General features: G+C 65.4%; 21 protein-coding genes. 14 read left to right on the top strand and 7 right to left on the bottom strand.

Annotated elements, in window-relative coordinates; genetic code table 11:
- Nucleotides 1-50 precede the first annotated feature (50 nt).
- On the bottom strand, nt 51-2,093 hold the full coding sequence (locus BM397_RS12150) for a TonB-dependent receptor (protein ID WP_176806618.1): 2,043 nt from the start codon (nt 2,091-2,093) through the stop codon (nt 51-53).
- A 285-nt stretch (nt 2,094-2,378) separates the two neighbouring features.
- Here BM397_RS12150 and BM397_RS12145 point away from each other — a divergent pair, with 285 nt between their 5' ends.
- The 6 genes from BM397_RS12145 (at nt 2,379) to BM397_RS12120 (ending at nt 7,235) form a co-directional block, all read left to right on the top strand.
- Nucleotides 2,379-3,173 (top strand): IclR family transcriptional regulator, encoded by a 795-nt coding sequence (locus BM397_RS12145; RefSeq protein WP_092424315.1) that lies wholly within the window; start codon nt 2,379-2,381, stop codon nt 3,171-3,173.
- A gap of 495 nt (nt 3,174-3,668) precedes the next feature.
- Nucleotides 3,669-3,887 (top strand): hypothetical protein, encoded by a 219-nt coding sequence (locus BM397_RS12140; RefSeq protein ID WP_092424313.1) that lies wholly within the window; start codon nt 3,669-3,671, stop codon nt 3,885-3,887.
- A gap of 171 nt (nt 3,888-4,058) precedes the next feature.
- The gene (locus BM397_RS12135) at nt 4,059-4,460 is read left to right on the top strand and encodes a hypothetical protein (RefSeq protein ID WP_143015371.1); all 402 of its coding nucleotides are present in this window, start codon (nt 4,059-4,061) and stop codon (nt 4,458-4,460) included.
- 183 nt (nt 4,461-4,643) lie between these two features.
- Nucleotides 4,644-5,885 carry a peptidase T gene (gene pepT / locus BM397_RS12130; RefSeq protein ID WP_092424731.1) on the top strand — a complete coding sequence of 414 codons (1,242 nt, stop codon included), beginning with the start codon at nt 4,644-4,646 and terminating at the stop codon, nt 5,883-5,885.
- Between the two features lie 245 nt (nt 5,886-6,130).
- Nucleotides 6,131-6,619 carry a peptidase associated/transthyretin-like domain-containing protein gene (locus tag BM397_RS12125; protein ID WP_092424309.1) on the top strand — a complete coding sequence of 163 codons (489 nt, stop codon included), beginning with the start codon at nt 6,131-6,133 and terminating at the stop codon, nt 6,617-6,619.
- Between the two features lie 94 nt (nt 6,620-6,713).
- A complete protein-coding gene (locus tag BM397_RS12120) occupies nt 6,714-7,235 on the top strand; it encodes a ferric reductase-like transmembrane domain-containing protein (RefSeq protein ID WP_245696060.1) in 522 nt (173 codons plus the stop codon).
- Nucleotides 7,236-7,615: 380 nt separating this feature from the next.
- Here BM397_RS12120 and BM397_RS12115 read toward each other — a convergent pair whose 3' ends face one another.
- From BM397_RS12115 to BM397_RS12100, 4 genes are all read right to left on the bottom strand, one after another.
- A complete protein-coding gene (locus BM397_RS12115) occupies nt 7,616-9,124 on the bottom strand; it encodes a tripartite tricarboxylate transporter permease (protein ID WP_092424307.1) in 1,509 nt (502 codons plus the stop codon).
- Nucleotide 9,125: 1 nt separating this feature from the next.
- Nucleotides 9,126-9,635, bottom strand: a complete 510-nt coding sequence (locus BM397_RS12110) for a tripartite tricarboxylate transporter TctB family protein (RefSeq protein ID WP_092424305.1) — start codon at nt 9,633-9,635, stop codon at nt 9,126-9,128.
- A gap of 120 nt (nt 9,636-9,755) precedes the next feature.
- Complete coding sequence (locus BM397_RS12105) at nt 9,756-10,742, bottom strand: tripartite tricarboxylate transporter substrate binding protein (protein ID WP_092424304.1); 987 nt, start codon at nt 10,740-10,742, stop codon at nt 9,756-9,758.
- A 62-nt stretch (nt 10,743-10,804) separates the two neighbouring features.
- Nucleotides 10,805-12,526, bottom strand: coding sequence for a thiamine pyrophosphate-binding protein (locus BM397_RS12100; protein WP_176806616.1), 1,722 nt, complete (start codon nt 12,524-12,526; stop codon nt 10,805-10,807).
- A gap of 139 nt (nt 12,527-12,665) precedes the next feature.
- Between BM397_RS12100 and BM397_RS12095 the strand changes: the two genes are divergently transcribed.
- Nucleotides 12,666-13,358 (top strand): GntR family transcriptional regulator, encoded by a 693-nt coding sequence (locus BM397_RS12095; protein ID WP_245696059.1) that lies wholly within the window; start codon nt 12,666-12,668, stop codon nt 13,356-13,358.
- Between the two features lie 18 nt (nt 13,359-13,376).
- Here BM397_RS12095 and BM397_RS12090 read toward each other — a convergent pair whose 3' ends face one another.
- Both BM397_RS12090 and BM397_RS12085 read right to left on the bottom strand, forming a co-directional pair.
- Nucleotides 13,377-14,249 carry a VOC family protein gene (locus tag BM397_RS12090; protein WP_176806614.1) on the bottom strand — a complete coding sequence of 291 codons (873 nt, stop codon included), beginning with the start codon at nt 14,247-14,249 and terminating at the stop codon, nt 13,377-13,379.
- 606 nt (nt 14,250-14,855) lie between these two features.
- A complete protein-coding gene (locus tag BM397_RS12085) occupies nt 14,856-15,605 on the bottom strand; it encodes an SDR family NAD(P)-dependent oxidoreductase (protein WP_092424298.1) in 750 nt (249 codons plus the stop codon).
- Nucleotides 15,606-15,891: 286 nt separating this feature from the next.
- Between BM397_RS12085 and BM397_RS12080 the strand changes: the two genes are divergently transcribed.
- The 7 genes from BM397_RS12080 (at nt 15,892) to BM397_RS12050 (ending at nt 23,690) form a co-directional block, all read left to right on the top strand.
- Entirely contained in the window at nt 15,892-16,791 is a 900-nt protein-coding gene (locus BM397_RS12080; protein ID WP_092424296.1) for a helix-turn-helix domain-containing protein, read from the top strand.
- Between the two features lie 575 nt (nt 16,792-17,366).
- Nucleotides 17,367-18,515 (top strand): ROK family transcriptional regulator, encoded by a 1,149-nt coding sequence (locus BM397_RS12075; RefSeq protein WP_143015369.1) that lies wholly within the window; start codon nt 17,367-17,369, stop codon nt 18,513-18,515.
- Between the two features lie 23 nt (nt 18,516-18,538).
- Nucleotides 18,539-19,333: an ABC transporter permease gene (locus BM397_RS12070; protein ID WP_092424292.1), complete on the top strand. Its 795-nt coding sequence runs from the start codon at nt 18,539-18,541 to the stop codon at nt 19,331-19,333.
- A gap of 2 nt (nt 19,334-19,335) precedes the next feature.
- Complete coding sequence (locus BM397_RS12065) at nt 19,336-20,121, top strand: ABC transporter ATP-binding protein (protein ID WP_092424290.1); 786 nt, start codon at nt 19,336-19,338, stop codon at nt 20,119-20,121.
- A 41-nt stretch (nt 20,122-20,162) separates the two neighbouring features.
- Nucleotides 20,163-21,119, top strand: coding sequence for an aliphatic sulfonate ABC transporter substrate-binding protein (locus BM397_RS12060; RefSeq protein WP_092424288.1), 957 nt, complete (start codon nt 20,163-20,165; stop codon nt 21,117-21,119).
- 71 nt (nt 21,120-21,190) lie between these two features.
- Complete coding sequence (locus BM397_RS12055) at nt 21,191-22,741, top strand: sulfatase family protein (protein WP_092424286.1); 1,551 nt, start codon at nt 21,191-21,193, stop codon at nt 22,739-22,741.
- 1 nt (nt 22,742) lies between these two features.
- Complete coding sequence (locus BM397_RS12050) at nt 22,743-23,690, top strand: formylglycine-generating enzyme family protein (RefSeq protein WP_092424284.1); 948 nt, start codon at nt 22,743-22,745, stop codon at nt 23,688-23,690.
- Nucleotides 23,691-23,861: the final 171 nt, after the last annotated feature.

Raw genomic sequence — 23,861 nt, 5'->3', positions numbered from 1 at the left:
CGAAAACGGGCCCGCAATTGCGGGCCCGTTTCTGCTTCGACCTGATGCGCTCAGAACTGCATCCGCACACCGATGCCGATCATCCTCGGATCGGTGACCCGAGCCGAGGCGCTGCCCGTGGCGCTGCGCACCCAGGTGACCTCGTTCTCGTCGAAGACGTTGTTCACATAGCCATAGAGCTCGAAACGGTCGTTGAGATCATAGCTCGCCGAGAGGTTGGCCACGGTGTAGGGATCGACCTCGTATTCGCTCGTGTTGTCGGCGTCCGAGAAGTAGCCGGTGACGTGGCGCAGGTCCCCGCCAAGCGTGAGCCGGTCGGTCACGTCCCAGCTGGCGCCGAGGCTGAAGGTCCCATGCGGGGCGCGGCTCAGCTCGTTGCCCTCGAGGCTCGGCACATCGTCGAATTCGAGGATCTCGGTGCGCAGCAGCCCCATTCCTGCGGTCAGCCGCAGCGTCTCGGTGGCCTGATAGTCGGCCGCAACCTCAATCCCGTAGGTTTCGGCACGCTCGGCGTTATAGGTGGTGCGGCTGGAGTAGATTTGCTGATCGCGGTAGTCGCTGTAGAACAGGTTCGCGGTCAGGAACAGCCGATCGTTCAGCAGCGACGAGCGGGCGTAGGCCTCGTAGGTCCAGACCGTCTCTTCGTCGTACTCGTAGTAGTCGCTGGTGACGAAGTTGATGCCGCTGCCGCCGGGGTTGTAGCCCTTCGAGACCGAGACACCGACCGTCGTGTCGTCGGTTACCGAATAGGCGAGGCCAAGGTTGGGCAGGATGGCGTCGAAGTCCTCGTCGTAGTCGACCGGGTTGGTGGTTCCGAAGAGGTAGCTCTCGTAGGTGCCGCTGCGCGCGATCTCGTCGTGCTGGAATCGCAGCCCGCCGGTCACCGCAAGCCGCTCCGTCGGGCGCCACGTCAGCTCGCCGTAGAGCCCGGTGCTGGTCTTGTCGTTGTCAAAGACGCTCTGTCCGCCATTGCCGCCATAGACCAGGTAGATGTCGTCGTCCTGATCGGTCTGCGAATAGAACAGGCCGACGATGCCGCTGACCGGATCTAGTGCGTCGCCGTAATTCGCGCGCAGCTCGTTGCTCCAGCCGTCCGATTCCACATGTGCGGTGCCGTCCTCATACTCCTCGAGGGTCCGGTCATAGACAGACTGGCTGTAGCTGAGCTGGTTCGCCAAGGTGATCCCATTGCCGAAGTCATGGCTGACGTCGGCGATCACGCTGTCGGAAATCACGTGCAGCGTCGGGCCGTAGTCGCTGCTCTCCAGATCGCCATCATAGGGAAAGGGAACGCTCTCGCTCGTGGGCTCGTTGCTGTCCACATGCGCGTAGGTCAGTTTGGCCTCGAAGCCGGGAATGTCCGCCGGAGCCCAGAGCAGCTTTGCCCGGTAGGTCTGGCTCTCGAAATCGCGGTTTGTGTCTCCGCCGTCGCCCTCGGCGTCCTTCAATTCGACGTAGTTGTCGCGCGAGAAATAGTCGGCCGAGAAGCGCATCGCGATATCGGGAGCAACCGGTCCGCTCAGCGCGACCGAGGCACGGCGGGTGTTGTAGCTGCCGCCCAGAAGCTGCGCGGCGGCCTCGGGCTCGAAGGTCGGATCCTTGGTATTGACGATCGTCGCGCCGGCGACCGAGTTGGCCCCCTGCTTGGTGGTCTGCGGGCCGCGGTAGACCTCGATCGTGTCGATGTCCCAGAGGCTGGTGCCGCCGTTCACGTATTCGTAGTAGTTCTGGTAGTGCCCATCGACATTGATCGTGGCACGGGGCGTGGTCCCGGCAAAGAAGGCCACTGCACCCTCCTGCGCGCCCTGGCTCTCGATGCCGCGGATCGTCGGCGCGACACCCGTGCCGACGTCGAGAAGGTTCGGCACGGTCTTCAGGACCTCGCTGATGTCGCCGCTCTGCGGCTTGACCTCGTCGCCGGTGACCACCTGCACCGAGGTCGCGGTGCTCTCGATGGTCTTTGCATTCTTTTCACCGGTGAGCAGGATCATCCCGAGGGCGTAGCCGCTCTCCTGCGCAAGCGCCGGTTGGGTCATTCCAAGAAGGAGCGCCCCATGCGCGATGCCGCCAAGCAATCTGCTTTTCGTTTTCATGTCTGTCCCCATCGTTGGTCGGTGCGGTGGCTTGGCTTGGGAAGGCCCGGGTCTGGATGGACTGGACAGGCTGCGCTTGGGCGCTTGGCTCGGACGACCGCATGTGTTTCTCATTGCATGATGCATAATGCAGATCAATATGCGACATACTAATTTACTCGGGAAATATCACGCGGTCGCGCCGTGGCGACGTGGATTGATCCGCCCTGCCGCCGCGTCTAGCTTCCGCATGATCTCAGGGCGGGCCGAGATACCGGGCACTGCCGCCAGTACGAAGGAAACGTGATGCAGAACGAGACGCCGGACGGGATCGATACAGCGCCGAGTGAACACCGCAAGGCGGGCACGATCCAATCGGTCTCGACTGCCGCCGGGTTCCTGCGGGTGCTGGCCAATGCCTCTGGGCCCCTCGCGCTGGGTGTCATTGCGAAGCGGGCGGGAACCTCCGGCTCGATGGCTCATCGCTACCTGCAGAGCCTCGTGCGGGAAGAGCTTGCCGTGCAGGACCCAGCCAGCGGACATTATGATCTGGGGCCCCTGGCTCTGGGCGTCGGGATGGCGGCGTTGCGGCGTCTGGACCCCGTGGAACTGGCGGCTCGCGAGATGAAGCAGTTCGCCGAGCGCACGGCGGCCAGCGCCGGGGTCGCGATCTGGACCGAGCGGGGCCCGACGCTGGTGCGCTGGTATCGCAGCGCTGTGTTCTCGATCAACTCGCTGGCGCTGGGTGATGTGTTGCCGCTCGACAATTCCGCCTGCGGCCTGATGTTCCAGGCCTTCCTGCCCGAAGACCGCATCGCCCGCGCGCGCGTATCGCAGCCCGAGGGGTTTCGCGGATCTCGGCCCGATCCCGGCGTGCTGGCCGAAGTGCGCGCCACGAGCTGGTGCGAGCTCAAGGGCCACCTGCTGCCGCATGTCGCGGGACAGGCGGTGCCGGTGTTCGACCCGCAGGGCGAGATCGCCTGTGTGATGACCACGGTTGCCAATCTCGGGGATGAGGTGACAGATGCCATTGGTCGCGATCTGCGAGAGGTTGCACTTACCCTGAGCAAGGCGACGGCGGGGCGGATCGAAGTGCGCTGAGCGCCCGCGTCGCGCGGTCCGGTGTCGCGGTGCCGCGTTTGGGCCGTGTCAGAGAGGATGCCTAGGCGTATTCGTCCCCTGACGGCCCCGGTGCGCACTGCCAGTCCCGTGCAGCGACTTGACCTATGACGACTTCACCACCTCTCGACCCAATGCCACGCGGCTCGGCCTGCGCTATGCCGGCGGCATTTGGGAGGCGAGTGGCGCGATCTTCTATTCTGAGGTGAACGACATCGCGGCGTTGCTGCCTTCGGGCGGGGATCGCGGTGCCCTGAACGATCTGGTCTCCAGCGGCTTCGAGGAATCGGTCGGCTATACCCTTGAGAAGGGCTTCGCACGGATCACCTACACCTATGCCGATGTGGACAAGGACGTGGTCGAGGCGACGGGGGCCCGACATCCTACGATCTTGGTCGCCCGGTCGGTCATATCTTCGCGCTTGAGGCCGGCTGCTCCGCGACCGACGAGCGGCGCTTCGGCGGCATCGCGGAGGTTGTGCTCGACAATGACGAGGCCGTGGTGGACCTGCCCGGCGACGATGTGGTCAGCCTCTACGCCGGCTACACGCCGCGCAGTGTCGAGGGGTTCGAGGTCGACAACTTCTTCGACGAGACCTGTTCGAGCCGCAGCTCGGACGGGATCGATGTCCCGAACGTCGTCCCGCTGACCGAACCTGGTCGTGCCGTCAAGCTCACGCCGCGGTACCGTTTCTGAGGTCTGGACAGGATCATGTGTTGGCGCGAGGGTTTGCATCCTCGCGCCGGATTCGTGCAAAGCGCATCCGGGACGCCGCCGATCCCCTGGACGGAGGGGGCCTGACCGGATGTTAATGAAATGCTGCCGAGCGCTACCTTGACGTGAATGAACGCAGGTGAGGAGGTCCCGATGCTCGAACGTGTAACGACTATGCTGCCGTTTCTGGTGCCGCTCGTCCTGATGGGCTGCGCGAGCCTTCAGGAGAAATGTGTCGATCGCGCAGGGGCCCGCGTCCGCAATCTCGAGGAGCGGATCGAGGTTGCGCAAGGCAATATCGACCGCGGCTATGCGGTGCATGTCTCGCGTTCGCAGGCGACAGTGGGGTTCTGTTCGGGGTCCTACGGCGGCTACTCTCGCTACGGAGGTATCTCGACCTGCATCGCCTCCGATCCCGGGCCGCGCGAACAGGCGGTGCCGATCAATGTCGTCGAGGAACGCGCGAAGCTGGATGCGCTGCGGGCGGCGCTGGTGCAGGAGCAAGCGGTTTACCGCAATCAGGTTGCCAGCTGCAGGGTGGCGTTCCCGGAATGAACCGACGCACTCGCTCTGAGCGAGACGCCATGCACCCTTTCCCGCCGCTCCTGCCTCGTTTCGACGCCCTCACTGGGACCGCAACCACCTGTGAGTGACAGCCGGCGCCCGTCGCGGAAGTCTTGACTCTCTTGCCGCTGCGCGCCCCTTTCGGCTGAAAGATCTTCGCAAGGCAGGATGCACATGCAAAACGACTTCGACAGTGAACTCGAGGCGCGGCTGGTCCGTTACGCCGCGATCGATACGCAGAGCAACGAGGCATCGCCGAGCGCGCCGAGCACCGCGATCCAGTTCGACCTGCTGCGAGTGCTCGAAACCGAGCTTCGGGAGGTCGGCGCACAGGACGTTCAGCTGACCGACTACGGTGTCGTGCTGGCCACCATCCCCGGCACAGCCCCCGGGCCGACCATCGGCTTTCTCGCGCATGTGGACACCGCCCCGCAGTTCAACGCGAGCGGCGTGAAGCCTCGTGTGATCCATGGCTACAACGGCGGCGAGATCACCTTTCCGGATGACCCCGAGCTCAGGCTCTCGCCCGAGGTCTTCCCCTACCTCTCGGAAAAGCAGGGTCACGACATCATCACGGCCTCGGGCACCACGCTGCTTGGCGCCGATGACAAGGCCGGGGTCGCGATCATCATGACCGCCGCACGACACCTGCTGGCGCATCCGGAGATACCGCATGGCCCGGTCCGTATCGCCTTCACACCTGACGAGGAGATCGGGCGCGGGGTGTCCGAAGCGCTGCCCGCGGCTCTCGGGGTGGATTTCGCCTACACCTTCGACGGCGGCCGGGTCGGTGAGATCGAAGACGAAACCTTTTCCGCCGACGCCGCCGAGATCACTGTCACCGGCGTGTCGATCCACCCCGGCTTTGCCAAGGGAAAGATGGTCAATGCCACGCATCTGGCGGCGAAGATCGTCCAGACGCTGCCTCAGGCCACGATGACCCCCGAAACAACCGGCGGGCGCGATGGTTTCCTGCATGTCACCGACATGACCGGAGGGTCGTCAGAGATGAAGATCCGGCTGATCCTGCGCGACTTCGAACGCGAGGGGCTGGCGGCCAAAGGCGCACTGCTGCGGCAGGTCTGCGAGGCAGTGCAGGCGAGCGAGCCGCGCGCCAGCATCACTTGCGAAATCCGTCCGCAATACCGCAACATGCGTTACTGGCTCGAAGACGATATGACACCGGTCGACCTTGCACGAGACGCCTGTCGCAAGCTCGGCATCGAGCCCGTGTCGATCCCGATCCGCGGCGGCACTGACGGCTCCCGGCTGACCGAGTTGGGCGTGCCGACACCGAACCTTTTCACCGGCATGCAGAACATCCACGGCCCGCTGGAATGGATCTCGGTGCAGGACATGACGGTGGCGACGAACCTGTGTCTGACACTCACGGCGCTGGCTGCCGAAGCGCGCTAGGCAAAAGCGCGACCTCGGTACACTGGGCGGCCCGTTCTCGAATTCGGCGGGCTGCGCATGGCGGGCGGCCGTGCCCGACTGGTCAGGGGCCCTGCGGGCTGCCAGCTCACGTATTTGTGGTGGCGACGTGTGTCAAACAGGTGCGGGTTTGCTTTGGGGACCGCGGCTTTCGCGGTAACCTTGCGCGATGGTTGATCCCGGCCGCTCGGCGCCGGACCACAGAGTGCCTGTCAGGAGGACCTCGCATGACCAACGTCTTGCACGACCGCCGCACGCTTCTTCTGTCCGGAGCTGCCCTGATCCTAAGCGGAGCCTCCGGCCTGCTACGACCCGCGTCGGCGCAGGCCCTCGCGGCGACGCCCTCCATGCGTGGCGGTGCCAACAATTACCGTCCCGGCGCGCCTGTTGTCGCGCGGATCGGGGGCGGCGGATTCTGGATGTCCGGCACGGTGAGACGCGCCGGAGACGGGATGCCGCTGGCTGGCCAGCGCATCCAGATCTGGGCGCACACCACCGAGGGGCACGAGCGCGATCCGCAGAGCCATGGCGCGACGCTTACCGATGCGAACGGGGTGTTCCGTCTCGAGATGCCGCAGATCGTTCCGGCCTTCGGCCAGCCGCATGGGCATCTGGCCTACGACAGCGGCGAGTTCGAGACCGTCTTTCTGCGCCCGGTGATGAAGAGCGCCCGTGATACCGCGCTCGAGGCGCATTTCGTGCTGAGTCCGGTCTGAGGGCTTGGGGTCTCCGGCATGGCGACGATGGCGCCCGGCGCTTGCCTGGGTCTGCCTCACGCTGATCATCGCCGTGCCCGTCGCGGCGGCGGCGATGAGTCCGCTGCTTGCCTGGCGACGGCCCGTCTACATCGCCGCGGGATTTGCAGGGATTCTTGCCATGACGCTGTTGCTGATGCAGCCCTTGCTCGCAGCAGGGGCCCTGCCTCACCTGCCCCGGGGTGTCTCTCGCCGGGTCCACCGGGCGAGCGGAGCACTGCTGACACTGCTTGTCGTCGGTCATGTCGGTGGTCTCTGGATCACCAGCCCACCCGACGTGCTGGACGCGCTCGCATTCGCCTCTCCGACGCCCTTCTCGGTCTGGGGCGTGATCGCCATGTGGGCGGTCTTCCTCACCGCGGCGCTCGCGGCGCTCCGCAGGCGGAGGCGGAGTTGGCATCTGGCGCACAGAACGCTCGCGGTGCTGATCGTTGTCTGCAGCGTGATCCACGCCGTCTTGATCGAAGGGACGATGGAGCCGGTTTCGAAGGCGGTGCTCTGCACAGCCGCTCTGTTGGCGACCCTAGCCACTGTCTTGTTCACGCGGGTCCAGGGAGCCGGGACGGGATCGCGCTAGGCATGGGATCGTCATCTGTGATCGGATCGCGGGCGGCGCGATCTTCACGGCACGGCGGGATTTGCTCCGTCGGACCCGACGCCCGGCGCAGGCTGAACAAGGGCGCAAAGTGCCTCCAGCTCCGGAGCTTCGTGCCATCGCCGACGGCGGTAAGAATAGTCGCAGCGCGCTTGGGGCCCACGCCTTCGATCGCACAAACCCCGACACGCAGGGCGGCCCCCGAAGCCGGCCGTGATCCTCTTTTCGAATATGGCGATCCGGCGTTCGAGACAACAAAGGTGGTCCCGGAGCTTGGCTATCTTGGCGCGGACCACTGTTGATCCGGCCCTTCAGCCTCTCCGGGAACAAACTCTGCCTTGTGACTTTGGAGAGGGGCGAGCTCAGCGCGTGGAGGCTGCCTTCCGCGCCGGACCTATCCGCAGCATCCAGATGAAGCCGAGCGTCAGCAGCAGGAGCGCGAGGCTGATCGGACTGGTCACGAAGATGCTGGGATCGCCCTTGGATACGATCAGCGACCGGCGCAGGAACTCCTCGAAGTACGGGCCGAGGATGATCCCCATCAGCGCCGGGACCACCGGATATCCGCAGACCCTCAGCAGCATGGCGAGCACGCCGATGGCCAGCGCCACCCACATCTGGAAAATCGAGAAGGTCGAGGCATAGACGCCGACCATCGAGATCATCCCGATGAAGGCATAGAGCACGCCTCGGTTGATCCGGGAGAGCCGGAGGTAAAGCGGGCCGAACAGCAGCACCGACACGAAGATCAGGATCGAGGAGACGAAGAGCGCCGCGAACATCGGCGAGACGACCATGAAGTTGTCCGACAGAAGCGTCGGCCCGGGCACCAGGCCGTGCAGCAGCAGCACGCCGAAGATGATCGCGGTCACCGCGTCGCCCGGGATACCCATGGTCAGCAGCGGGATGATCGCGCCGCCGCAGACGCCGTTGTTCGCCGCCTCGGAAGCGGACAGCCCCTCGTAGGAGCCCTTGCCGAACTCATCGGGCTTCTGAGCGCTGCGCTTTGCCTCGGCATAGGCGATGAACGAAGCCATGGAGGCACCGCCACCCGGCAGCATGCCGATGAGCACGCCGAGAACAGAGCTCCGCAGCATGGCGAAGAGCCCGACCTCGCGGATGCGTGCCCGGCTCGGCAGGAAGTCGCGGCGGCGCGGCGCGGGCAGGTCGGCCACGGCCTGCGCCTGGCTCAGGCGGGCAGGCATCCCGGCTTGCGCGATCAGCTCGCAGACCGCGAAGAGCCCGATCACCGCCGGCAGCAGGTTGACGCCTTCGATCAGGTTGTAGCTGTCGAAATCGAACCGCCCCTCGGGCAGCATCGGGTCGATGCCGACCGTTGCGATCATCAGCCCGAGCGCCATGGCGGTGGTGGATTTCAGCAGCGAGCCCTGCGACACGATGGTGACGGTGACGATGGCCAGCAGCACCAGAGAGAACTTGTCCGGCGTCTGGAACAGCAGCGCAAGGCTGCTCACCGGTTTGGCGAGGGCGATCAGGATGATTACCCCGGTCAGCCCGCCGATGGCCGAGGCAAAGGCGCTCATTCCCAGCGCCTGCGCGCCTTCGCCGCGCTTCATGAGTGCATGGCCGTCGACCGTGGTGATCGCGCCCGACGGCGCGCCGGGGATGTTCAGCGTGATGCCGGTGATCGAGCCCGCGTACAGCCCGGCCATGTAGATCCCGGCCACCATGACCAGCGCGTCGGCGACATCCATGCTGAAGGTGAAGGGCAGCAGCAGCGCGATAGCCAGAGTCGCGGTCAGGCCGGGAATGGCCCCGAACAGCAGCCCGAGAAGAAAGCCGCCGATGAGGTAGAGGAAGGTCACCGGATGCAGGAGCATGAGGAAACCGTCGATGATTTGTGCGGTCATCTCAGAACTCCCAGAGCGGCAAGTAGAGGTCGAAGAGCTGGACGAAGAAGAGCCAGCCGAAGAGGGTGACGCAGAGCCCGGTCACGACGCCGATCAGCGCCGCGCGGCGACAATTGCCGCTCTCCTCGTAATTGAAGTACCCGGCGATCAGCGCGGTGTAGACAAAGGCCGCCGGCAGGTAGCCGACGTAGAGAAAGCCGATGATGAAGCTCGCGGTCAGGGCGATGGCGAGCACCGGACCCAGAAGGCCGATACGCGGGACGTGCTCCGAACCTTCGGCCGCGGCCAGCGCAGCGGCGGAGGGTTTGCGCAGCTCGCCGCTGAGAATGCACAGCACCGCGACATAGACGAAGCCGCACAGCAGCGCAGGCAGGAAGGACGGGCCCGGCTCGCCCGTGGCGAAGGGGCGGCTCATCTGCAGGATCTGGCTGGCGTAGACGGTATTCCCGGCGAGCAACAGCAGAGCAAAGAGGATCTGCCGGGCGGACCTCGGAGAGGCTGGAGTAGACATCGAGGAGTTCCTTTGTCCCGCGCTGCGGCGCAGGGCGCAAGCCGCGCGGGACCGGAGCCGCGCAGCGTCGCGCCGAAACGGAAAAGCGGGGCCCGCGATCACGGGCCCCGAGTGGGGGATTTACTCGCTCAGCAGGCCGGCTTCGACCAGCTCGTCGGTCAGGGCAAAGGCCTTTTCCTGCGATGCCTTGACGTAGGCGGCGGTCTCTTCGGCGTCCATCCAGCCGGCACCCATGCCGGTGTCCGCGGCGACCTTCTGGAATTCGGGGTTGTCGAAGACCTGCGCGAAGGCGGCCTCGAGCGTGGCGCGCTGCTCGGCGTCCACCTCTGCCTGGGTGGCCAGCAGGCGGAAGCCGCCCCAGACGACGTCGTAGCCGCTTTCCTTGAAGGTCGGCACGTCCGGGAAGTCGTCCGAGCGTTCATCGGCCATCACCGCCAGAACGCGGGCCTGACCGGACTGGATCGCCGAGTAGGCGGCCGAGATGCTGGTCGAGGCGGCGTCGGTCTCGCCCGACAGGAGACCCTCGACCTGCGGGCCGGAGCCCTTGGGGTAGGGGATGTGCTGCACGTCGATCTCGGCTTGCTTGGCGAAATCCAGCGCCGGAAGATGCCAGACACCGCCGAGGCCGACATTGGAGATCTTCAGTGTTCCGGGGGCCGCCTTGGCCGCTTCTACGAACTCGTCCACCGTTGTGAAGGGCGCGTCGGCGCGCACGATGATCGCCGTCGGGTGCACAGTCACCGCGCCCAGATAGGCGAGCTGCTCGGTGTCATAGCCCGGCACCAGATCGTTGTAGGGCACGGTGATCACGCTGTCCCAGGTGAGCGAACCGATGGTGTAGCCATCGGGGCGCGACTTCATCAGCCGCAACGTGCCGACGCCGCTCTGTGCGCCGGTGATGTTCTGGGTGTTGATGCCGACGCCGAGCGGCTCCTCGGCGAAGCTGAGGAAGCTACGCATGACCGTGTCGGTGCCGCCACCCGCGCTCCAGGGCATGATGTGCATGATATCCTTGCTCGGGTAGTCGGCCGCCTGCGCAGGGCCTTGCAGCGCGGCCGTCAGGGTCGCGGCTGCGGCGATGATCTTCGTCACATGCATTAGTTTCATGGGAGTCTCCTGTTGGGTTTTTGGAACAGTCCGGTCTTTTGGCTTCAGGGCTCGGTGCCGGATCAGTAGAAGTAGGGAAGCTTCCTTTCCTTGGCGGCCTCGATCCAGGGCGGAACGAAGGGCACGATCTTGTCCTGCGAGGGCACGCGCATCTCGATGAAGCTGGCACCGGGATGGGCAATCGCCTCGGCCAGCGTGGCCTCGATCTGGTCCTCGGAGGTGATGCGGGCGGTCCGGAAGCCGAAGCCCTCGGCGACCTTCGCGTAGTCCACCGCGCCGAAATCGGTGGTCCAGGGCGCGTCCACGTCGTCGAGCAGGATCGCCTCGCCGCGAATCCAGCCGTAGTTGTCGTTGCGGGTCAGGATCACGGTGATGTTCTTGCCGCTGCGCTTGATGGTCTCGAAATCGCCGAGCACGAAGGCCAGCGAGCCGTCACCGGTGAAGGAGATCACCGGCCCGTCGTTGGCAAAGGCCGCGCCGATGCCGGCAGGAACGGAGTAGCCAAGCGCGCCCATCGAGTAATTGGTGATGTAGCGCCGTCCGGCCTCGCGCACCGACAGCAGCGCCGAGGGGTAGATCGCGGCGACGCCGGGCTCGGCGGTGACGATGGCGTTCGGCGGCAGCAGCTTGTCCAGCGCCTGCGTCAGCTTGACCGGCGAGACGGTGCCCTCGGGCATCTCGATGTTGGAGTTGAACACCGCGTCGAGCGCGGTGCGCTTCATCTCGGTCAGATCCAGCGCCGGACGCGAGAGGTCCGGGTGCTCGGCTCGGATGATCTCGGCCATGTAGTCGAGCGTCGCGCGGGCGTCACCGACCATGCCGACCTTCAGCGGGTAGTTGTTGCCGACATGCGCCTCGGCCATGTCGAGCTGCAGGAAGGTCGTCTCGGCCGGGTCGCCGTAGAGTTTCCAGTGGTTGGTGCCGCTCGAGTCGGTGTTGGAGCCCACGAAGAAGACGCAGTCGGCGTCCTTCACGTAGGCATTCGAATATTCCATGCCGCCGCGCGCGCCGATGACGCGCAGCGCCAGCGGATGGGTCTCGGGGATGGTGCCCTTGCCGGGAGTGGTGGTGCCGACGGGGATCTGCAGCAGCTCGGCGAGCGCCAGAACCGCCTCGCCCGCCCGCGAGATGAGCGCGCCCTGACCGCAGATGATCGCCGGCTTCTTCGCCGCGAGCAGCGCGTCGATGGCCTGGCGGATCTTGCCATGGTCAGCCACCGGCCGATGCGCCGGGTAACGGCTGTAGTCGCCGTCGGCATAGAGATCGGCGATCTCGGCCTGGTCGTGAAAGACGTTGATCGGCACACGGATATGCACCGGCGCCGGACGGCCCGAGGTGGCGACGCGGAAGGCGCGGCGCATCAGGAAGGGGATGTCCTTCACGTTGGTGAGGTAGAAGGATTCCTTGCAGATGCTCTCGTACATCGCGGTCTGATCGACCCCGGTCAGCCCGTGCTTCTTGTCCTGATTCACCGGGATGTCGGAGCTGAAGAAGATCACCGGCACCGAGGACAGGAAGGCCTCGGTGATGCCGGGGGTGCAATGGGTGACGCCGGGGCTCGGGGCCTCGAGCACGGCGGGGCGGCCGGTGATCTTGGCATAGGCCTCGGCCGCGTAGGAGGCGGTGCGCTCGTCGCGGGTCAGCACATATTCGATATCAGAGGAGCCCTGCCATTCCTTGTACCAGCCGATTGTCGTCTCGCCCGGAAGCCCGAAGACATGGCTCACCCCATGCAGTTCCAGCATCTTCAGGATGACCTGCGCCCCGTTCATCACTTCGCCCACAACACTCTCCAAGTTTAGCATTCACGCTGGTGTTCTTGTCTGTATACAGCTTAGCACGCAGATCAGAGTGCAAATCAATTGGTTTTTTTCATGCCCGCTGCTAAGATTGCATTGAAGCTCAAGGTTCAGGAATAACCACTTGGAAAACCAACAGAAAAACAGTGGATCAGTTGAACGTGCCTACGCGCTTCTCAAGGAGATGGCGGCCAGTTACGAGTTCAAGCCCGATTCGAGGTTGAACGAGACCGAACTGGCGAAACGTCTCGAAACCAGCCGCACGCCGCTGCGCGAGGCACTGAACAGACTGGTTGCCGAGGGTTTCCTGACCTTTCGCAGCGGGCAGGGTTTCTTCTGCCGCTCGCTGACCTCGGCAGAGATCATGGACCTCTACGAGGCGCGCGCGGCGATCGAGTGCGAGGCGACCCGGCTGGCGGCGCTGCGCGCTGACCCCAAGGATGTCGAAAGCCTCGAGCGCTACCTATCCGGTGCGGACGCCGAGTATCAGCCCGGCAGGTCCCCGGTGGAACTGGTGCAACTCGACGAGGACTTCCACATCCGGCTCGCCGCGCTCTCGGGAAACTCCGAGATGGTGCGGATGCTCGAGAATATCTATGGGCGGATCCGCTACATCCGCCTGATCGACCTCAAGACGCTCTCCGAGAAGACAGGGCCCGAGTTTGTCACTACGGAACCGCACAAGCGCATCCTGCAGGCGGTGAAGCGCCGTGATCCGGATGCGGCCCAGGCCGAGATGCGGCGCCATATCGAACGCCGGCTGGAAGCTGTCACCGAGAACGTCCGCAACGCCTTCGCGCAGCTCTACACCGTGTGATCGCGCCGTCTGCGGCGGTCAGAGCGGGTCTAATACCCAGGTCCCCGCCCCCAGCGCGGGACCGAAGGGCAGTGCAAGCGACGCGCCGATCCAGCGCGCGCCGGGCCGGTCCGACAGCTTGGCGGGATCCGACATGGAAAGGCGCAGGCCGACAAAGGCCGAGCGCCCGGGCTCGACTGCCGCGCCCACGAGCGCCTCGGCCTCCGCCTCGGGCAGGATCTCCAGCGCGCCGCGGTCGAGCGCAATGCGCAACCCGTTGCCGAAGGGCTGCGCGGGACGGCCAAGACAGCGCGCAAAGCGGGCGGCAGTCTCGGCGGGATCCGGCGCCGACGCGATGATTGCCGTCAGCGCATGGGCGCCGTTTGCGTGCCCGGTCCAGCGCGGCTGCCAGAGTGCCGCGGCATTGTGGTGAACGAGAAACTGCACCCGCCCCTCGGGCATCGTGCCCGCGGCGAGCCGCGCGACCGAGAACGCCGCGGTTTCCATCCCGGTTTCGGTGGCCAGCTCGCGCTCGAAATGTGCGACCGGGCGCATCTCGATTCCCGCCGCTCGCAGCGCCGCGTGCTGGGCATCGGCATCAACAACGGCAAAGGCTGAAAGGTGCAGGCCGGCACGGCGCTCGAGCGCGGCCAGGAACTCCAGCCCGATGGGCGTGTCGGCCGTATGCACGAGAAACTCCAGGTACCCTTTGTCCAGCATGACGCAGATGTTGCCAGTTCCCGTCAACCTCGGCTCGCCCGTCACGGGATCGGGCTGCACCTGCGCCGAATAGGGTGTCACCGTGAACCCGAGCGCCTCCAGCTCGGCGCGCGCCGCCTCCGCATCGGCCACGAAGTGCCCGGAATGATCAAGGCGGATCGGGTTGCCGGCTGCTTGCAGGTCCTGGGGCATGAGGTGTCTCCGGTGCTTGGATCGGGCCGCGCGCGGCATCCTTCCCACAGGCTCATGCACGCTGCTGCACCGGAGCGCAATTTCCCGATCCGCAGAAGGCGATGTCGTGCTGCGAAGCGAGGTGTTTTGTGTCCCTGCCGCCGCGGCGACACCGTTTTCAGTCAACCCGGCCGGCTCCACCCATGTAAGGTGCTTGGCAAAGGGTGCGTGGTCGAAGCAAACGCCGGCGTCTCCGCCGCCATCCCGGAGCGCGCTAGGCAATCGCGGGCTGTTGGAATTTGGCCAGGACCGCGGCGCCGACCTGTGTCGCGGCAATGCAGTCAGCCTTTTCCGGGTCCGTGCCGCGAGGTTGCGGAGGACCTGCTCGAAATTGCCCTCCGCGAAAAGTGCGACACCATCGTGGGCTGCACAGACGGACCTGGTGCCGCACCATCGTGCGCCGAGCCCGAGAACCCTCCGTGGACTATCACCACGCGAGGGCGTTCGGGGACGGTGGCAGGTGCGGTGAGGGGCATGGAGGAGAGCTTTCCTAGGGGCTTGGCCTGGCGCTTGCGCTGCGTCTGGTGCTTGCAGGCACGCGCCGCGGCGCGTGCCCGTTGCGCGGGATCAGCGGGCGGTGTAACCGCCGTCGACCAGGTGGTAGCTGCCGGTAATGAAGCTGGCATGTTCGGATAGCAGGAAGAGCACCAGCGCCGCGACCTCTTCGGCCTTACCGAGACGCCCGACCGGATGCTGCGCGACGAGCGCCGCGCGGGCCTCCTCTTCGAGTTGCTCGAGCAGCGGTGTATCGATGAAGGCCGGCCCGACCGAGTTTACACGGATGCCCTTGTCGGCATATTCCAGCGCCGCGGTCTTGGTCATGCCGACCACGGCATGCTTGGCGGTCACATAGCCGACCGTGCCTTGCATCCCGACCGAGCCCATGACCGAGGCCATGTTGACGATGGCCCCGCCGCCGGCGTCCAGCATCGCGGGGATGCCGTGCCGCATGCCAAGGAAGACCGCGTTCAGGTTGATGTCGATGACCTTGCGCCAGCCGTCCTCGGGGTAATCACCCACCGGTGCGTTCGGCCCGCCGATTCCGGCATTGTTGACCAGAAGGTGCAGCCCGCCGAGCGATTTCGCGACCTCGACCATCGACTTGACCGAGCCCGCGTCCGAGGCATCGCCCACCGAGATTTCGGCGGTCCCGCCAGCGGCGGTGATTGCGTCGGCCACCGCGCGGGCCGCCGCCTCGTTCAGGTCCGCCACGACGATCTTGGCGCCGCTGTTTGCCAGCTGCATTGCGATTGCCTTGCCGATACCCGAGCCGGCGCCGGTCACCGCGGCGACCTTGCCTTCAAAGCGAATATCCATCTTGGAGCTCCTTTGCCTTCGTCCAGATCGCGATGCAGCTGGCAAACAGCGGCGCCCTTGATCGCAGAGCTCCCGCGTCGGCCCCGGACCTCGGCGACAACGCCTGCGGTCCGGTTCAGCAGGTCACCAAGGTCCCTGCGGCAATCGCCTCGAGAGCTATCTAAGTGCGGCGAATTGCCCGCTCCACGACGAAAGCGGTTCAAAATTGACCCTGAGCGACTCAGTTGATAACAATTTTGGACGTGAACTCGGGAGCGCTCATCGCGGTCGCGGGAGAGGCTTTCCAATGATCGCTGACCGGCATCTGCTTGATTACGAGGACCAGCTCAGCAGAAAGCTGTTTCCGGGACGCTGCCTGCCGCTCAACGATGCTCCCTTCGAGGGGCGCCTGACCGTGCGCCGCATCGGCGGGGTCCTTGCCACCGAGGTGCAGAGTTCGGCCCATGTGCTCGACATGCGCGAGAGCCCGCGAGAGCGGCGTGATGTCGTCTACGCGACCCTGGTCGTCGAAGGCCAGGCGATCCTCGGTCAGTGCGGTCGCTGGCTGCAACTGAGGGGCGGGGACGCCGCGATCAGTCTTGCCACGGAACCCTTCACCATCATCTGCACCGAGGCGATCCATCTCATGTCCCTGAAGCTCCCGATCGAGAGCTTCATCGGCAGCCACCTGCAGGCGCTGACCGAACCGGTGCTGATCCCTCGCAAGGCCGGTGCTGCGCGGTTCGACCAGCAGGGTCTCGCCCGCGACCTGCACCGCTGGCTGAATACCGCAGAGGCGACCGACGCGCAGGAGGCCCGGATCCTCTCCACCATCGAGGGGCTGCTGCAACTTGAGCGACAGCCAGGGCCGGGGCGGAGCCAGTATCTGGCCGCGCTCGCGCACATCTCCGCAAATGTCGAGGAACCGGACCTATCAGTCGCGAAGGTCGCCCAGGCGCTTGGCATCTCCGGGCGGCACCTGTCCCGGATCTTCTCGGATCATGAGACCACGGTCGCGTCGGAGATCGCGGAACGGCGTCTGAAGCGTGCGAATGCCGCGCTGCGCGACGTGAAGAACCATCACCTGAGTGTCGCCGAGATCGGTCGCAGGTCCGGCTTTGAGCATCCCGAGAGCTTCAGCCGTGCGTTTCGCCGCAAATTCGGGCTCTCGCCCCGCGCCGCGCGAAAACGGGGTTGGGAGCCGTGATCCGAGCCAATCGCTTGCTCTGCTAGGTCCAGGGACTGCTGGGCTGACCAACCAGCGGAACGCATTGACAAAGGCTTCGCTGGAGCGTCGACGTCACGTCGCCATCACCGAAGGCGTGCAGCTTGATGTTCCTGCGGATCCTTATTCCCCTGATCGGGCGTAGGCGCCCTTGCTTTTCGACCGGCAGGATCGCTTCCGAGGCCAAAAGTCATGGCCGGGACGATCTTGATCGCCAAGGTGGCTCTCCGCGTCGGCGTCCAGCGCTGGCTGCCGTCCTTCACCGACATACGCATCGCTAGGTTCTCTTTCGCAAAATGGGCAGGGTGTCACTTGGGGGATACGCGCCTCGTGCGCGAGGAGTCCGCTTGGACCACTGGCGGCGAAGGTTTTGGAATCCTCGCTTGGACGTTGGACGTAAGGCGGCGCGTCCGAGGTAGAAGCCAGAATCCTTGTTTTCAGACAAGGCCTTGCAGCGTGTGCCGCAATCGACCTGTGTGGCCGTGATCGTGACTCTGACAATATCGCTTGACGACGACCACTTAATTTACTTAGTAAGGTAAGTAAGGGAGAGAGACATGACACGCACAGCCGCCGGAGAGATTCTGACGCGTCTTCGTGACGCTGGACCGATGTCGCGCGCCGAGCTTTCGCGCATCACCGGCATTTCGTCGGCTGGTGTTACCAAGATCACCGCGCAGATGCGGCTCGAAGGAGTCATCCGGGAGCGCAGTGCTGCTGAGGCGGCACCCATCGGGCGGCCGCCGGTCACTGTCGAAATCTGCCCGGAGTCCCGATATGTCGTCGCCATTCACCTTGGGGCAGGGCAGGTCCATGTTGCGCTCTCGGATGTGTCGCTCGGACTCAGCCTGACAGAGAGCCTCGAGTATGATCTCTCGGAGCCGGCGGATGCGCTTGTGTCCCGTGCCGCAGAAGTCGCACGGTCGATGATCGTCCGCAGCGGGGTGCCGTCTGAACGGATTCTTGGCGTCGGCATCGGAGTGCCGGGGAGCGTCGATGCAACCGGGCGTGTGAACACCCATTCGATCCTGACAGGATGGCAGGACGTCCACTTTGCCGATGCATTCGAAGCCGAGCTCGGACTGCCTGCAGTCATCGAGCACAACGCCACCGCGCTGGCTCTGGCTGAATGTTGCTACGGAATCGGAAGCGAGGCGGAAAGCCTGCTCTACCTGCTGCTCGGCAAGGGCATCGGCGCGGGTTTCGCGCAGACCGGGCCCGATGGGCGGCGCAACGCCGTGGAAATCGGCCACGTGGTGGTGGAGCCGGGCGGACGCCCCTGCCGCTGCGGCGGGCGGGGATGTCTCGAGCGGTTCTTTTCGGAAGAGCCGCTGCGGGCGCTGGTCGGAGATCAGGACCTGTCGCGCAGCGACCTGCTTGCTGCGGCGATGCAGCGCCCGGAATGGGGCAAGGTCTACGAGGCGTTCCTGCAGGCTCTGGGCACCACCGTCACATTGCTGGGGCCGGAAATGATCGTGCTCGGCGGCGATCTTGGCGTCGCACCCGAGGCCTTCGTCTCGGAACTTCGCCGGGACCTCCCGGGCAGGGTGATGCCGCAGCAACGCGACGGTCTGCGGATAGAGCGTGCGCGCTTCACCGATCCGGCCGGAGCGTATGGCGCGGCCTGCATCGCTTTGGAAAGTTTCTTCTATGCGACCGGGCCGGTCGCCCCGCGCTGGCCCTTGCGCCGCGCCGGGCGCGCCTGACACCTCAAGGGGAGGAAGAGTAAATGAGCGTCATGAACGACATCGACATGGCCGCGCCGCGACGAGAAGCCTGGCGTCCGGGCAAGGTTTTCTGGGGCGTGCTGTCATTCGCCACCGGCATCGGGCTCTGGTGGCTGGCGACGGTGCTCGGGTTCTCGGAGCTTCCGGATCCCTTCACCGTGCTCGGGCGCATTGTCGAACTCGCCCTGTCCGGACAGCTGTGGGTCGACATGGGGGCCTCTCTGCGGCGGGTGCTCATCGGCTTCATCCTCGGCTCGGCGCTTGCTGTGCCGGTGGGCTTCCTAATGGGGTGGTATAAGGTCGCACGGGCTATCATCGATCCGTGGATCCAGTTCTTCCGCGTCATTCCGCCCCTCGCGATCATTCCGCTCGCCATCGTGACGCTCGGGATCGACGAGAAACCCAAGATCTTCGTCATCTTCCTCGCCGCGTTCCTGTCCTCGGTCGTCTCGACCTACCAGGGTGTCGTCAGTGTGGACCGCACCTATATCAACGCCGCCCGGGTGCTGGGGGCCAAAGACCGCACCATTTTCCTGCGCGTCGTCATCCCGGCATCGACTCCGTTCATCCTTGTGGGCTTTCGCATCGGGCTCGGTTCCGCCTGGGCAACGGTGGTCGCGGCGGAACTGATCGCGGCGCAGTCGGGGCTCGGCTTCAGGATGCAGCAGGCGCAGCTCTACTACGATCTGCCAACCATCTTCGTCAGCCTGATCGCGATCGGCATTCTCGGGCTGATCATGGACCGTATCGTCGTGCGCGCCGAAGAGCGCCTGACCCACTGGCAGGAAAGGATCTGATTATGACCGGCGATCCGCACAAAATTTCGTTCCGCAACGTGTCGAAAGTGTTCGGCGAAGGAGCCAACGCATTCACCGCTCTGAAAAACCTCAACCTCGACATCGCGGATGGTGAGATCGTCACCGTGGTCGGGCCCTCGGGCTGCGGCAAGTCCACGGCGATGAACATCGTCGCCGGGCTCACCGAAGTCAGCGCGGGCGAGTGCCTTGTCGACGGGCACCCGGTGTCGGGGCCGGGGCCGGACCGCGGCGTGATCTTTCAGCAATATGCGCTGTTTCCCTGGCTGACGGTCCGCGAGAACGTCGCCTTCGGGCTCATGCTGCAAGGCATGGACAAGCAGGAACGCAACGCGCGCGCCGATCACTACCTCGAGCTTGTCGGGCTCGGTGATTTCGGTGATGCCTATCCCAAGACCCTGTCCGGCGGGATGAAGCAGCGCTGCGCCATCGCGCGGGCCTATGCGGTCAATCCCAGCGTGCTGCTGATGGATGAACCCTTCGGCGCGCTCGACGCGTTGACCCGCGTCCGGCTGCAGGACCAGTTGCTCGACACCTGGTCGAAGGATCGACGCACGGTCATGTTCATCACCCACGACGTGGACGAGGCCGTCTACATCGCGCACCGGGTGATCGTGCTGGCGGCGCGGCCGGGCAGGCTGCAGCAGATCATCGACGTCGATCTGCCGTTCCCGCGCACCGAGGACATTCGCCTGTCACCGGAATTCACCGCAATCCGGAACCAAGTCTGGCGCGCGGTCTACCACCGCGACGAAACCGCCGCCGCCTGAGTTTACCAGTTTCTTGCATGATACGTAGAGGAGGACACTTCATGCTCAATCGCCGCACGCTTCTGGCCGCCGTTTCCATGGCCGCCCTGACCGGGCCCGCCCTGGCCGCTGATCTCGACAAGATCCGCATGGGCTACATCGCCGACTATTTCGGCACCAGCATGGCAGCCATCGCCACCGACCAAGGCCTGTGGGAGAAGCACGGGCTCGATGCCGACCTCAAGGTGTTCACCAACGGCCCGATCCAGGTGCAGGCGCTGAATGCGGGCTCGCTCGATTTCGCCTATATCGGCCCGGGCGCCCTGTGGCTTCCGGCCAGCGGCCAGGCCAAGGTGATCGCGGTCAACGCGCTCGGCTATACCGACCGGGTCATCGCGCAGCCCGGCATCAGCTCGATCGCCGAGCTGAAGGGCAAGACAGTGGGGGTTCCCGAAGGCACCTCCGGCGACATGCTGCTGCGGCTCGCGCTGAAAGAGGCCGGCATGACCCTGGACGACGTCAAGATCGTGCCCATGGACCCCTCGACCGTCGTCACGGCGTTCGGCTCCGGCCAGATCGACGCGGCGGGCATCTGGTACCCCTTCGTCGATGTTATCAAGAAGCGTATTCCCGACCTGGCCGAGCTGAGCTCGAACGAGGATTTCTTCCCCGAGATCGCCTTCCCCTCCAGCTTCATCGTCAGCGACGAGAAGGCCGGCGATGACGCCGTGATCGTGAAGGTCAACGCGGTGATCAAGGACGCGATCGACTTCCGCCGCGAGAACCCCGAGCAATCGGTGGAAATCACGGCGAAGTTCCTCGGGGTGCCGGCCGAGCCGCTGCTGGCGGAGTCGAAGCTCGCGCGCCTGCCGTCGAGCGAGGAGCTGGAACAGTTGACCGCCGAGGGCAACGTCACGAACTGGTTCGACACGCTCGCCGGCCTTTATGCCGAGTTCGGCAAGATCGAGAACCCGCTGCCTGCGTCGGACTTCTACCTGGGCGAGCTTTACACCAAGTAAGTTCGCCCATAGACGGGCGGGGCCGCCGTCACTCCGCGCGGCCCCGCCCCCATGAACACAAGGAGCGTGGAATGACCCGTCCGAACATCATCTTCATCATGTCCGACGACCACGCGTCGCGGGCGATCTCGGCCTACGGGGCGGGCATCAATGCCACGCCCAACCTCGATCGGCTGGCGGACGAGGGCGTGCGGCACGACGCGACCTATGTGACCAACTCGATCTGTACCCCGTCGCGCGCGGCGATCCTGTGCGGCACGCACAACCACGTCAACGGGGTGACCACGCTCGAGACGCACATCGACAACCGGCTGCCCAATGTCGCCAAGTCTCTGCAGGCGAACGGCTATGCGACCGCGATCTTCGGCAAGTGGCACCTCGGCGAGGGTCCGGCGCATGAGCCGACCGGCTTCGACGAATGGGCCGTCGTGCCGGGGCAGGGGGACTACTGGGATCCGGCCTTCTACTTCCCCGACGGCAAGCGTCGGGTGGCGGGCTATGCCACCGACGTGATCACCGACATGTCGGTGGATTTCATCGAGCGCCACAAGGACGCGCCCTTCTTCCTGATGTGCCACCACAAGGCGCCGCACCGGAACTGGCAGTACCACCCGCGCTACCGCGACATCCACGCACCGGGGACGATCCCGCTGCCGCCGACTTTCGAGGACGACTATGCCAACCGCGCCGCCGCCGCCGCCGTGGCCAAGATGCGGGTGAAGTCGGACATGCTCTACGAGGACCTCGGCCTGGTGCAGCCCGAGGGCGGCACCGAGCTGGCCGGCGAGCTGATGGTCGACTACTGGCCAATGCGCAAGATCCCCGAGATCGCCGAGGGCGAGAGCATTACGGTGATCTGTGCCGAGACCGGAGAGAATTTCACCTTCGACGATCCCAAGGCCTTCGCCGAGTTCAAGTACCAGCGCTACATGTCGCGCTACCTACGCACGGTTCAGGCGATCGACGACGGCGTTGGGGTTATGCTGGACAAGCTCGACGAGCTGGGGCTGACCGAGAACACCATCGTCATCTACACCTCTGACCAGGGCTTCTTTCTTGGCGAGCACGGCTGGTTCGACAAGCGCTTTATGTACGAGGAGAGCTACCAGATGCCCTTCCTCTGCCGCTACCCGGCCGAGATCCCGGCGGGCATCACCTCGAAGGACATCTGCTGCAACGTCGATTTCGCCGCGACCTTCCTCGACTGGGCGGGGGTTCCTGTGCCGAGCTACATGCAGGGCGTGTCGATGCGGCAGATGCTGACCGGAGAGACCCCGGCGGATTGGGAGCAGGTCGCCTATCACCGCTACTGGATGAACAACGACGAGATCCACAATGCCTACGCCCACTACGGCGTGCGCGATCAGCGCTACAAGCTGATCTACTGGTACAATGACGACCTGGGTCAGCTCGGCGCACGCCCCGGCGAGATCCCCCCGGAATGGGAGCTGTTCGACTGCGAGCAGGACCCGATGGAACTGATGAACGTGGCTGCCGATCCGGCTTACGCGGAGGTCTTTGCCGATCTCCTCGCCAAGCTCGATGCCAAGCAGGCGGCCATCGGCGACATACCCCAGCACGACAGCACGGCTGTCCTGGCCAGCCTTTCGAAGGCGGCCTGAGATGGGGTGCTGTGCCTCCCGCGGCGCGGCCGCGCCGGTCCTGCCGCAGTCAAGGCCTCAGGCCCCTTCTCCCGGGGTGCCCGAGGCCATTGCGACCGGGCCGGCCCCGCGCATCTCCTTCCGCGGGGGGCGCAGCCATATCGGCACCCGAACCCCGGCCATCCCGGAGGACGGGGAGGGGATCGTGCGCAGCGTTCGCCTGAAGCCTTTCGCGGTGGATGCTTACCCGGTCACGGTCGCCAGGTTCGCCGCCTTTGTCGGGGCAACCGGGTACCGCAGTCTCTCCGAGAGGCTCGGGCATGGGTTGGTGTTCCGCCCGTTGATGGATGATCCGGCCTCTGTGCCGCCCTCCGAGACGTCGACGCCTTGGTGGGTGGCAGTGCCGGGGGCCTGCTGGCACGCGCCCGAGGGTCCCGGCAGCTCGATCACGCAGCGCATGGATCACCCGGTGACGCATATGGCCTGGGAAGACGCCCGTGCCTTTGCCGTCTGGGCGGGGGGACGCCTGCCCAGCGAGGCGGAATGGGAGCACGCGGCCCGCGGCGGGCGCGAGGACCCGCGCTTTCCGTGGGGCGACCGCGAACCCGACGATCACCGGTTCATGCCCGCCAACATTTGGCAGGGGCCGTTTCCGCATGGCAATTCCTGCGCCGACGGCTGGGCCGGTACCTCGCCGGTGGGCAGCTTCCCGGCCAACGATGCGGGGCTCTACGACATGGCGGGGAACGTCTGGGAGTGGACGGTGGACCCGTTCCGGGTGCGCTCCGCCGGTCGCAACGCGGTGCTGCGCAATGCCCACGCCCAGCAGACCCGCCAGAAGGTGATGAAGGGAGGCAGCTTCCTTTGCCACATAGATCACTGTTATCGCTACAGAATAGCGGCCAGATCGGCGACCGAGCCCGACAGCGGCGCGGCCAATTGCGGCTTTCGCCTGTTCTATGATGCCTGATCGCTGATGCGATCCAGCCCGACACCGAGGAGGCCCGCATGAGGCTCATTTTCGTGCTCTTCGATGCCCTGAACCGCCTCGCGCTGCAAGGCTACGGCGGCGACATCGAGACCCGGGGGGCGAAGAGAGATTCCATGGCGGCCTCCAGCGCGACATGATGCGGCACGACGC

This window comes from Alloyangia pacifica, assembly GCF_900116195.1.
Classification (GTDB): Bacteria; Pseudomonadota; Alphaproteobacteria; order Rhodobacterales; family Rhodobacteraceae; genus Salipiger; species Salipiger pacificus.
The sequence above is the reverse complement of the archived record's forward strand: the minus strand, read 5'-3'. Positions and strand labels throughout refer to the sequence as shown.